Source organism: Nostoc sp. CALU 1950 (assembly GCF_051172895.1).
GTDB lineage: Bacteria > Cyanobacteriota > Cyanobacteriia > Cyanobacteriales > Nostocaceae > Nostoc > Nostoc edaphicum_A.
This window is the reverse complement of record NZ_JBDNJQ010000218.1, coordinates 1-11,821: the sequence shown is the minus strand read 5'-3', so window position 1 is coordinate 11,821 and position 11,821 is coordinate 1. Positions and strand designations below refer to the sequence as shown.

Genomic DNA, 11,821 nt, shown 5'->3' with positions numbered 1-11,821 from the left:
TGGTAGCGAAGACCACACTGTAAAGCTATGGGATGTGCAAACTGCTAAATGTCTCAAAACTTTCCAGGGACATACCAGTTGGATCTGGTCAATAGCCTTCAGTCCCAACGGTCAAATTGTAGCTAGTGGTAGTGAAGACCAAACTGTGAAGTTATGGAATGTAGAAACTGGTAAGTGCTTCAAAAATTTACAGGAAAATAAAAGTTGGGTACGCTCAGTAGCATTTAGTCCTGATGGTCAAATATTGGCTAGTGGTAATGAAGATCAAACTGTAAAGTTATGGGATGTAGAAACTGGTAAATGTGTTAACACTTTGTCTGCACATAGCAGTCGGATTTGGTCAGTAGCCTTCCATCCTCATGGTCAAATTATAGCTAGTGGCAGTGATGACCAAACTGTAAAGTTATGGGATGTGCAAACTGGTAAATGCTGCAAAACTTTAACAGGACATAGTAGTCGGATTTGGTCAGTAGCTTTTAGTCCGATTCCCTCTTCACCCAGTTTGGAAAGTGGGGTTGGGAGGATCTTAGCCAGTGGTAGCGAAGACAAAACCGTGAAGTTATGGGATGTCAAGACTGGCAAATGCTTCAAAACTTTACAGGGACATACCAGATGGATTTGGTCAGTGGCTTTCAGTCCCGATGGTCAGACTTTGGCGAGTGGTAGTGATGACCAAACCGTGAAGTTATGGAATGTGCAAACTGGTGAATGTCTCAAAACTTTGACGGAACATAAAAGTTGGGTCAGATCAGTAGCCTTCAGTCACAACGGGCAGATTCTGGCGAGTGGCAGTGACGAGCAAATCGTGAAGTTATGGGATGTGAAAACTGGTGAATGCCTCCAAACCTTGCCAGCACACAGCAGATGGATTTGGTCATTAGCCTTCAGTCCCGACGATAAAATCTTGGCGAGTTGCAGCGACGACCAAACTGTAAAATTATGGGACGTGCAAACTGGTGAATGCTGGAAAACTTTGCAGAGAGATAGCAGTCGGATCTGGTCAGTAGCTTTCAGTCCTGATGGTCAATTTTTAGCAACTGGCAGTGACGACCAAACTGTGAAGTTATGGGATGTACGTGAAGGGAAGTGTCTCAAAATTTTCCGAGGGCATACCAAATGGATTTGGTCAGTGGTCTTCAGTCCTGATGGTCAAATTCTGGCGAGTGGTAGCGAAGACCAAACTGTGAAGCTATGGGATGTAAATGAAGGTAAGTGCCTGCAAACCTTGTCAGGACACAGTAGTCAGATCCGCTCAGTAGCCTTTAGTCCTGACGGTGAAATTCTCGCTAGTGGCAGTGAAGATGAGACGATTCAACTTTGGAATGTGACAAAAGGCGATCGCCTGAAAACTCTCAGAGCCGATAGACCCTACGAAGGAATGAATATCACTGGCGTGACAGGGTTAACATCGGCACAGATAGAGACTCTCAAAGCCTTGGGAGCCGTAGAAAAATTGAAAAAATAAAAGGTAAAAGAATGAATTTTGCCTTTTTCCTCATCCTTTTACCTTTTTTATGTACCTGATGCTTATTTCATGTTAGCCCTTGCGTCCTTCACTGCGGCAATAAAAAATAATCCTGTGAGTGGAATACTCAATACCAGAATAATTGCCGTAGCTGTGACACCAAAATCTGGTTGTCCGTAACTGAGTTCAAAAATCGAACCGACAGCTGCGATCGCACTTACACAAGAACCACCCAAAAATAAACCGCTTTTTGGAGTTAAATACACTGCTAGCCCCCCTATACTATTGGTTTCACCGCTTGATACGAGAAGCCATTCTTAGATAGCTCCTGGGCTAAAGTCAAGGAGTTTTCTACACGATCTACAAATACCACGCCGTTAAGGTGATCCATCTCGTGCTGAATGCAGCGTCCCAAAAGGTCATTTGCCTTTAATGTCCGGGGACGGCCGTATTCGTCTTTATAGGCAATTTCCACGAGTTCGGGGCGCTTCACGTCTAGATATACGTTAGGGATACTCAAGCATCCTTCTTGGGCAACAGAGATGTCGCGGCTGACTTGTTTAATGGTGGGGTTAATCAACACCAAAGGCTGATTAGCTGCGTTCTCTGGTTCCAAGTCGATGACAATTAGTTGTTTGTGAATTCCCACTTGGGGCGCAGCCAAACCAATGCCATCCTTGCTGTACATAGTTTGCAGCATTTCGCGCACTATTTGGCGAAGTTCATCATCAACTTTAGAAATCCGCTTTGCAGCTTGACGCAGCACGCGATCGCCTAAATAATGAAGCTCCAAAGGTGGATTTTTTAACTTTTTTTTCTCTACAGCAATTTCAGAGGGCATGAGTCTCAGATGGCTAGATGGGTGAAAATTCCTACTATCTTAATTCTACCAAGCTGGGGAATGGGGAATAGGGAATTGGGAATGGGGAATTGGGAGTGGGGAATGGGGAATGGGAATGGGGAATTGGGAACTATGAATTACGAATTACGAATTATTGACCGGGGTAATCTGTGCTTAAATCTCTCACGAAACTTGACTATCTGCTCAAAGAAACTTTCCTCGGTTTAATGCGGGGAGGTTGGATGAATTGGGCCGCTGTAAGTACTGTGACGGTGCTACTCTTTTTATTCGGCTTGAGTTTGCAAACCTCTTGGCAAGTCGAAAAACTCCTCTATCAGTTTGGTAGCCAGCTAGAAGTATCAGTTTATCTCGAACCGGATACGCAAATGGAAAGTATTGAGCCACTGATCGCGAAAATGTCAGAGGTGGCGGCGATACAAACCATTACCAAAGAGGAAGCTTGGACTAAGTTAGTTAAGGAAATGAGAATTTCTGATATTGAGGGTACTACCCAACAGCTAGGTGAGAATCCTCTAGTTGATGAGATGAAGGTGAAAGCGCGTAATTCTGAAGTTGTGCCAAATTTAGCAACGCAGTTGGCTAAGTTACCAGGAGTTGAGACAGTGCAGTATGTCGATGAAGCAGTCAAACGCATAGCCCAATTGCACCAAGGTCTGAACTGGATTACCTTAACAATTACAATTATTCTGACTTTAACAGCGATCGCAGTCACTACCACCACAATTAGGCTGATTGTCACAGCGCGACGCCAAGAAATTGAAATTATGCAACTAGTGGGAGCAACTTCTGCTTGGATTTACCTCCCGTTTATTTTACAAGGAATTGCTTTTGGTTTAGTTGGTGGTGCGATCGCTTGGAGCTTCATTTCTATAATTCAGCAATTTCTCGGTAAGTTGCTAGTCAATCAACCTGAGTTTATCCAAGTCATCACCAACAGAGTGCAACTCACTCCAGCAGAAATTTTATTATTGCCCCTGATTCTTTTAAGTTTCGGTGCAGCTGTAGGATTAATGGGGAGCTTATTTGCTGTCCGACGTTTTGCTAAAGGATAGTCATTGGTCATTGGTCATTGGTCATTTGTCCTTTGAACTCGGAATTTTCAAAGTTTTAAAACAATAACTGAAGTTTTATCTTGAACAAATATGAAATTAAACCTATAGTCATTTTCAATCCGGTGAGGTACAGGTATGCAAATAGACCTAACCCCCTAACCCCCTTCCCGAAGCGGGAAGGGGGAACAATTCAAAGCCTCTCTCCTTTTAGGAGAGAGGTTTGGAGAGAGGTCAAAATTGTACTTCACGCTTATCGACGCTATACATATCAACTTAACAAAGCTAATCAAATAACAAATGACAAATGACAAAGGACTAATGACAAATGACAAAATCGCAATGGGAATGTTTTTTGCAGAATCTCGGTGTTTGGGAAGGTTCATTTAGCAATTTTTCTCCCCAAGGGACACTTCTGAATGATACTCCTAGCCGCCTTTCCCTAGAAGGGTTGAACAATAACCAAACCGTGCGCTTAACTCTGTGCCGTTCGGGACGAGATGATTTAGTTAAAGAATATAGTTCTCTGGGGCGAAGTCTCCTATTTTTTGAAAATGGTTCATTTTCTGAAGGTTTAATTCAATTAGGCCCATTTTCCGAATTTGGCGCAGAAGTTGCTTTAGTTCATGAGAATCGCCGCTTGCGTCTGGTGCAACTGTTTGATAATACTGGTCAGCTAAAGGAATTAATCTTAATTCGAGAACATCTAGCTGGAACCCCAGCAGCAGAACGTCCACCTTTGCAGATAAATGACTTGTTGGGAGAATGGCAAGGTCAAGCAGTGACAATATATCCAGATTGGCGATCGCCTGATACTTACTCTACAACCTTAAAATTACAACTAGATGAGACTGGGCGATTAATTCAAAGCACTTCTTTTGCAGAACGTACAATTAACTCAACTGCTACCATCAAAGGCCCCATTGTTCTCTTTGATCAAGACCCAGAAAAGCAGGTGCAAGTATTACTGTTACCAGATGGCGCTTCTGCAACTTCACCTCTCCAGGTGCAGTTACGTAAACCTTTCTTTCTGGAAGTGGGTTGGTTAATTCAGCCAAACCTTCGCCAGCGGATGATTCGCAGCTACAACGAGAAAGGGGAATGGGTTAGTCTGACATTAGTTACTGAAGAAAGGGTGTAATGAAAAAACTTTATTTATGCGTATTCAAATAACTGTAGTTGCGATCGCAGTAATGTTAGTGGGTGGGGAAAATCCACAGGCCCTTGCAGACTTGCAATCTTCTACTGAAGATGGCGCTGGTAGTGTTCTTTTACCAGAACCGACGTTAAAGATAGAGCAAGGGTCTGCCAAATATGGTGATTATATAGGATCAACTCCAGTAGATGCCCAGTCTGTTGAGTTTTCTCAGAGAATTGTCAAAGACATCCAGATTCGTTTTATTAATAATAAAGATCAGTTGCTCGATGACAAAGGTCAGCCGATTAAAGGACGTACCCAAAAGAATTTTATCATTAGTCTGCTGAAACTCAAGCCTGGTCAAGTATTCCGTGAAGATTTACTAGCAGCAGACTTGCAACGATTAAGGAGATTAGAGTCATTTAATGAAGTCAATGTTTATCGAGAAGAAGATTCTTCCAGCGTTAATATCATTTATGAAATCAAAGAGCGTAATTTCCCTTCTCTAATTTTAGGAGGCGGTAATAACGACGATGTTGGGTTATACGGTCGGGTGGGTTATAAAGATGCAAATGTTAGCGGTCTTAACGATAAATTAGATGCAACTGTGCAAATCAGCGGTAAAGATGTCCAGTTTAATGGTCAGTTCACTAGTCTTTATCGTCCTGAAGAACCAAACCGCTTAGGCTACAGCATCAGAGGTTTTCGGAATCGAAATACATCGGGAACCTTCAACGACGATATCAGATTATCTAACGGTGACAAAGTTCGCGAGGGAAGATTTGGCGGTTCTGTGGGAGTTTTACAATCTTTTGATGAGTGGGATACAGCAATAAGCTTTAATTACACCAGAATTAGCCTACGCGATCAAGAATATAACGTTGCCCAGGTCGATAGATTAGGGAGTCCTTTATCTGTGAGCGGTACTGGCATTGATGACCTATTTACATTATCCTTTGCTGTATCCAGAGATCAACGCGATCGCCGAGACAATCCGACTCAAGGATCAATTCTCACCCTCAGCACAGAACAAGCGATTCCCATTGGACTGGGTAATATTTCCAGCAATCGCCTACAGGGAGATTATATTCATTATTTACCAGTCAGTTGGATCGGTAATGGTAGACAAACCGACCATCCAGAAATGTTGGCGATTAATTTACAAATTGGCACGACTATTGGAAACTTTCCACCAGCTGATGCTTTTAATATTGGTGGGCCGGATTCTGTCAGGGGTTACGGTTATGGAAAAATTGCCAGTGGTCGGAGTTATGGTTTAGTTTCAGTAGAATATCGGTTCCCAATTTTTCAGTCAATCGGCGGAGTTCTCTTTACTGACTTCGCTTCCGATTTCGGGTCTAGCGAAACCGTGCTAGGAGAACCAGGAGTGTTGCGAGATAAACCTGGAAGTGGCTTTGGTTACGGCTTAGGATTGCGTGTCAAGTCATCCTTTGGGCTGATTCGAGGCGACTTTGGAATTAGCGACCAAGGAGAACTTAGATTTGAAGTGACTACAGGTCAGCGATTTTAATCTTCTTTCTGGTTAGGTTCCTAGATGTCAAATGCGCGAAAAGGTAGGTGTAGAAATTCTACAGCCTCAAAAAAGTGCTTCTATCTCAATGCCAGCAAGCATTTCACCCCACTTGTTTCTCAATTGCTATCCGCGCAATCTCTAAAATGCTTACAAAACTTGGGTTTCAGCCTTCAATCTTTCCCGATACCCTTCCCAAAGGAATTCTCTAATGCTATTATTGCTCTAGATTCGCGCAACCGCACCTTGAAAACTAAATACAGCTTGGCTTTCGGGCTGCCGCTATTGCAATTCATCAAAATCCCTATTAGGAATTGAAAGTTAGAGGACAGTGCAACAGAATTAGCATTGCACTTATTGCAATTCATCAAAATCCCTATTAGGAATTGAAAGGTATTCTTGGATTTTATAAACCATCTTGATACTGAAATTGCAATTCATCAAAATCCCTATTAGGAATTGAAAGGTGCTATCTCCTCCCTTCTGCCTTCTGCCCTCTGCATTGCAATTCATCAAAATCCCTATTAGGAATTGAAAGTTGCTGATTTGAGAATTGAAGTTTTCACAGGACTCATTGCAATTCATCAAAATCCCTATTAGGAATTGAAAGCAGATAACGTCATTCATGGAGGGGCGATCGCCTCAATTGCAATTCATCAAAATCCCTATTAGGAATTGAAAGATCGCGATTCAACGCAACGTAGAAAAATATATATTGCAATTCATCAAAATCCCTATTAGGAATTGAAAGAAGCCGTTCCAACAACCGAAGACCATTTGTCGATGATTGCAATTCATCAAAATCCCTATTAGGAATTGAAAGTCCATGTGACAAAAACGGAATTATGTATTTAAACGAAAAAATTGCAATTCATCAAAATCCCTATTAGGAATTGAAAGAAAGCCGAGATGGTGGACGCTGGTAAAGGCATTACATTGCAATTCATCAAAATCCCTATTAGGGATTGAAAGACCAGCCAATCCGCTATGTCATCCCCATACTCCTGATTGCAATTCATCAAAATCCCTATTAGGGATTGAAAGAGTTTCGTAAGGTTCTTGATATGAATCCGAGTGCCATTGCAATTCATCAAAATCCCTATTAGGGATTGAAAGATATGGCATCTAGGGACAACCGTAGACCCGTAGGATTGCAATTCATCAAAATCCCTATTAGGGATTGAAAGCTAGTAGACAACGAATCAGATACTACACAGAACGATTGCAATTCATCAAAATCCCTATTAGGGATTGAAAGTCCCTTAAGAATCGTATCAAACAAGAGTGTAACCAATTGCAATTCATCAAAATCCCTATTAGGGATTGAAAGAGTATTGGATATGGGATTAATCCAAGTGAAAATGCATTGCAATTCATCAAAATCCCTATTAGGGATTGAAAGGCAATCAGTCTTTTCTACAGGCTTAACCGACTTTGGATTGCAATTCATCAAAATCCCTATTAGGGATTGAAAGAAATTCTATGAAAAAAGGTCGGTACATTAAATTAATATTGCAATTCATCAAAATCCCTATTAGGGATTGAAAGGAAAATTTATGCAGGGGTGAATCCCTGCACCTTCATTGCAATTCATCAAAATCCCTATTAGGGATTGAAAGTTACACACTAGTGAAACTAGGCTGTTTGTGAGTAATTGCAATTCATCAAAATCCCTATTAGGGATTGAAAGTTTACTCTGAAAATGATGTAAGCACACTCGATAAATTGCAATTCATCAAAATCCCTATTAGGGATTGAAAGTCATCAAATGGCTCCATTGGTGGTAAATCTGCGATTATTGCAATTCATCAAAATCCCTATTAGGGATTGAAAGGGTTTTGAACTAATGGAACAAGAAATTAAACAAGATTGCATTGCAATTCATCAAAATCCCTATTAGGGATTGAAACTTACAGGAATAGATCCAACATTGTTTTCAATAAAATTGCAATTCATCAAAAGCCCTATTAGAGGTTGTTTAAAAAGTGTTTAGCTGTGACTTTAGGCACTTTTAGATCCCCCCTAACCCCCCTTAAAAAGGGGGGAACCGGAATCAAAGTCCCCCTTTTTAAGGGGGATTTAGGGGGATCTAAAATTTTTGATATCGACAATAGGACTTTTCAAACATCCTCTTAGGGATCGAAACTTATAATCAATGTAATTCAGGGGTTTGAGACACTCTGATAGCTTACTGGTTTAACGGAATTACAATTAAAAATTCTGTTCCCTCACCAGGAGTAGAAATACATTGTAATTTTCCCTGATGTTTTTGAGTGATAATTTGGTAACTAATAGATAAACCTAATCCAGTACCTTTACCAACTGGTTTAGTAGTAAAAAATGGCTCAAATAAATGTTTTTGTACGTTTTCTGGAATGCCTATACCATTGTCACCAATGCGGATAACTACCTGATTGTCGCTAGTGAGTTGAGTATTAATATAAATTTGGGGAGTAGAGAGTGCTGCTTTCTCTATTCCCCACTCACCATTTTCTACTGCCTCTTCTAAAGCATCGATCGCATTTGCGAGAAGATTCATAAATACTTGATTCAGTTGTCCAGCATAACATTCTACTAATGGCAAGTCACCGTACTCTTTGATCACCTCAATTGCTAGATAGTTAGATTTAGGTTTGAGGCGATGTTCCAGAATCATCAACGTATTATCTATGCCTTCATGGATATTCACAGCTTTCATTTCTGCTTCATCTAACCGCGAAAAGTTTCGCAGAGATAAGACGATTTCTGTGATTCGTTCGGCACCAACTGTCATAGAAGTGAGCAAGTTTGGTAAGTCTGCAATCAGAAAATCTAAGTCGATGGCTTCTGTTTCTCTTTGAATTTCCGTTCCGGGATTAGGATAGTTTTGCTGATATAGTTGCAGTAGTCTTAGTAAATCTTGGATATATTGATTGGCATGGGCGATATTGCCATAGATAAAGTTGACTGGGTTGTTGATTTCGTGCGCTACACCTGCTACTAACTGCCCCAAACTGGACATTTTTTCACTCTGCACCAATTGAGATGCTAGCTGCTTTGCCTCTTGGCGCAATTGTGCTTCTGAATATCGCAATATCTGCTCTGCTTGCTTACGCTGGGTAATGTCGTGGAGAATGACGACATACTCCTGAAAATCTTGATGGGGTCTATCTGAAATGGAAACTTCCAAGGTTCTGTTTTTCCCATTGCCGAGTAGGGTTTGTTCGCTACGCTTTGTCCACTGGTCTGGATAGTAAACTAATGTGGGTAGCCATTTGTTGAGGTGATTTCCCTGCAACTCAGATGGGTTGACACCAAAGAAAGATTCGGTAGCTGGGTTAGCTTGCTGGATAATGCCTTGATCATCTACGACTAAAATACCATCCTGGGCGACAGTAAACAGGTGTTCGGCAGCTTCTCGCGCTTCTGCGATCGCAACCACTTGAGGTAAACTTGTCCAACAAGCGATCGCAACTCCCACAAATGCGACACTCATTAGCAGCACTACAAATATATTTTCACCCCCCGCAGTTGCGACTTGATTAAGTTTGACACCAAATAACCAGCCAATTGCCACTGCGCTACACAATAAAAAAATCAGGATGCTCACCTGAAGAATTACTGAGTCTTTGATAATTATCACAGGACGCGTGCGATATCGCTGCATCCACCAACTGGGATGGAACGGAGGGAAGTTTACCCGGCGAATCACTGCATCTATTGCCATGACACCAATGGGAAATAATAACCCAATAAGCAAGTTGAGCCAACCCCAGGCTAGTCCACCCACCAACAGCACTACAACTTCTATTAGCAGAATACCCAAAGATATGCGAGGGAACAAAACTTCCGAGCGATCGCGCCGGAGCCAAAGCCCTAGATGCAGTAACATAAAGGAGACAAACCAACCGACGTTACCAACAGCAACGATTCGCGCGACATCCCCCCAAATCAGATAGATTAAGCACAATACCAATGTCAATGTCAATGCTGGGGCAAACACACCCCGACGTGATACAACGGAAAATACTGGTGAGATGTGTTTATCTAAAGCCAATTGATACAAAATTCGCGGGCAATTAGAAACCACCGTTGCCGAACCTAAAAGACTTGCAGCTACTAGCAAGAAGGAAACACTTACACCAGCAAATCTTCCCCAAAAGGGCTGGGAAGCCGCCACAAGATTCAAGAAAGCATTGTCTTGAAGGTTGGGATTTGTTGCTAACCGCATCACCACCCAAGACCCTCCTAAAAAGATGGGTGGCATCATCCAAGCGGCAACGTCTAGAAAGCGTAGCGTCTGGGTGGGGTGGCGGCTATCGGCAACAAAAGAAGAAGCAGTTTCACAGCTGTAAGTTGCATAGGTGACGAAAAAGAACCACTTTGCCCAATCGACGAAGCTCAAAGGTTGCCAATTGCTAGGAAAAAAACCAGGACTAGCGGGAGAAAAGGCTAACCAACACAGTCCTTGGACGCAGAAAGTCATTAACAGTCCAAAGGCTGGAATTACAAAAAACAAATGTAAAATACTCAGGGCGCGAGTACCACTAAAGGCGACGATAAACGGCAACAGTGTAAAGCTAATCTCCAGAAGTATTTCTGGACAGGCAATACCCAGCGCTTCTAAATTCACCTTAATTAAGTCTTTAAGTACGATTGTATTAACTGCTAAGTAAGAAACCCAATTGAGAAGGTATCCAATTGCTGCATAGCTAGCAAGTCCTGGGTAGTGTTGCAGTAGCTTACTAGCATAGTTAGGTGTTCCTCCTGCCACATTTATAAAATGCATACCCAAGCGTTTTACTTGATAGTTGAGCAGCATTCCAAAAATCACCGCAGGTATCCAGACAAAAATAGCTTGGGAACCGAGAGCAAAATGAATTGCTGGAACCAATGCTGTCCAAGAAATATGAGCTGTCAAACCAAAGCCCCAACTTTCAATAGCACTTAGGCTTCTAGTCAAGCGAGGGTAAGAAGATTGGCCCAAAGTGGGATGAGCAGGATGGGACATCATTAGCAACGTTGGATGGGATACTGTAATTAAGCTTATTAGCTAGAGTTCCCATCTTCTAAATGTTCTGAACAAAGATTTTTTGCTCGGCATCATACTTAGATGTTGAGTATATCACCAGAGAAAATTACCTTCACAACACAAGCATTTATTAAGAGGATGTTTTAAAAGTGTTTGGCTGTGATTTTAGGCACTTATTGATCCCCCCTAACCCACGCCAGTCGCTCCACGACAGTTGGTGTTTAAAGGTGGAGCGATCGCCCTTTTTGCTCGACAGTTGGTGTTCAAAGGTGGAATGGTGAGGTTTTGAGGTTGAGTCTAGAAGTGTAGGAACCTGCGATCGCCACAATCCAATCCTTGATACAGGCTACATTATTAATTAGCTCAATTTCTCTGCTGCGCGTCCAAGCAGCAAATCATCGTCAAGCATTGCCTTTGTAAAACCCGAAATGATTAACGAAGAACTGCTGCAAATTATTAAAAAAGCTGTCAGAGATAAGAAGACACAATTACACCTTTCTGGCAAAGGCTTAACAACACTGCCACCGGAAATTGGCCAACTCACCAACCTGCGATCCCTCCACCTCATCGGTAATCAACTGAGCAGTCTGCCAGCGGAAATTGGCCAACTCACCAACCTGCAATCCCTCGACCTCAGCAGTAATCGACTGAGCAGTCTGCCAGCGGAAATTGGCCAACTCACCAACCTGCAATCTCTCGACCTCGGCTGGAATCAACTGAGCAGTCTGCCAGCGGAAATTGGCCAACTCACCAACCTGCAATACC

The 11,821-nt window shown here is 42.2% G+C and carries 8 protein-coding genes and 1 CRISPR repeat array; of the genes, 5 read left to right on the top strand and 3 right to left on the bottom strand.

Annotated features, from left to right (window positions below; translation table 11 throughout):
- The coding region (locus ABF638_RS34305) for a WD40 repeat domain-containing protein (RefSeq protein WP_435027266.1) at positions 1-1,465 on the top strand (1,465 nt) is incomplete at its 5' end.
- Positions 1,466-1,527: 62 nt separating this feature from the next.
- Here the strand turns inward: ABF638_RS34305 and ABF638_RS34300 are convergent.
- Both ABF638_RS34300 and def read right to left on the bottom strand, forming a co-directional pair.
- On the bottom strand, positions 1,528-1,731 hold the full coding sequence (locus ABF638_RS34300; protein WP_069074107.1) for a hypothetical protein: 204 nt from the start codon (positions 1,729-1,731) through the stop codon (positions 1,528-1,530).
- Between the two features lie 11 nt (positions 1,732-1,742).
- Positions 1,743-2,306 carry a peptide deformylase gene (gene def, locus ABF638_RS34295; RefSeq protein ID WP_069074108.1) on the bottom strand — a complete coding sequence of 188 codons (564 nt, stop codon included), beginning with the start codon at positions 2,304-2,306 and terminating at the stop codon, positions 1,743-1,745.
- A 170-nt stretch (positions 2,307-2,476) separates the two neighbouring features.
- Here def and ABF638_RS34290 point away from each other — a divergent pair, with 170 nt between their 5' ends.
- From ABF638_RS34290 to ABF638_RS34280, 3 genes are all read left to right on the top strand, one after another.
- Positions 2,477-3,379: a cell division protein FtsX gene (locus ABF638_RS34290; RefSeq protein WP_435027265.1), complete on the top strand. Its 903-nt coding sequence runs from the start codon at positions 2,477-2,479 to the stop codon at positions 3,377-3,379.
- Between the two features lie 325 nt (positions 3,380-3,704).
- Positions 3,705-4,517: a DUF3598 family protein gene (locus tag ABF638_RS34285; RefSeq protein WP_435027264.1), complete on the top strand. Its 813-nt coding sequence runs from the start codon at positions 3,705-3,707 to the stop codon at positions 4,515-4,517.
- Positions 4,518-4,533: 16 nt separating this feature from the next.
- Positions 4,534-6,045 (top strand): BamA/TamA family outer membrane protein, encoded by a 1,512-nt coding sequence (locus tag ABF638_RS34280; RefSeq protein ID WP_435027263.1) that lies wholly within the window; start codon positions 4,534-4,536, stop codon positions 6,043-6,045.
- Positions 6,046-6,329: 284 nt separating this feature from the next.
- A CRISPR array of direct repeats spans positions 6,330-8,026; the repeat unit is 37 nt; unit sequence ATTGCAATTCATCAAAATCCCTATTAGGGATTGAAAG.
- 207 nt (positions 8,027-8,233) lie between these two features.
- Here the strand turns inward: ABF638_RS34280 and ABF638_RS34275 are convergent.
- A complete protein-coding gene (locus ABF638_RS34275; protein WP_435027262.1) occupies positions 8,234-11,038 on the bottom strand; it encodes an ATP-binding protein in 2,805 nt (934 codons plus the stop codon).
- Positions 11,039-11,484: 446 nt separating this feature from the next.
- Between ABF638_RS34275 and ABF638_RS34270 the strand changes: the two genes are divergently transcribed.
- Positions 11,485-11,821, top strand: a 337-nt coding sequence (locus tag ABF638_RS34270; RefSeq protein WP_435027261.1) for a leucine-rich repeat domain-containing protein, incomplete at its 3' end; no start/stop codon positions are given.

Coding starts and splice junctions, on each gene's coding strand:
- def (WP_069074108.1), bottom strand. CDS start 2,306: ATGCCCTCTGAAATTGCTGTAGAGAAAAAAAAGTTAAAAAATCCACCT.
- ABF638_RS34285 (WP_435027264.1), top strand. CDS start 3,705: ATGACAAAATCGCAATGGGAATGTTTTTTGCAGAATCTCGGTGTTTGG.
- ABF638_RS34280 (WP_435027263.1), top strand. CDS start 4,534: ATGCGTATTCAAATAACTGTAGTTGCGATCGCAGTAATGTTAGTGGGT.
- ABF638_RS34275 (WP_435027262.1), bottom strand. CDS start 11,038: ATGATGTCCCATCCTGCTCATCCCACTTTGGGCCAATCTTCTTACCCT.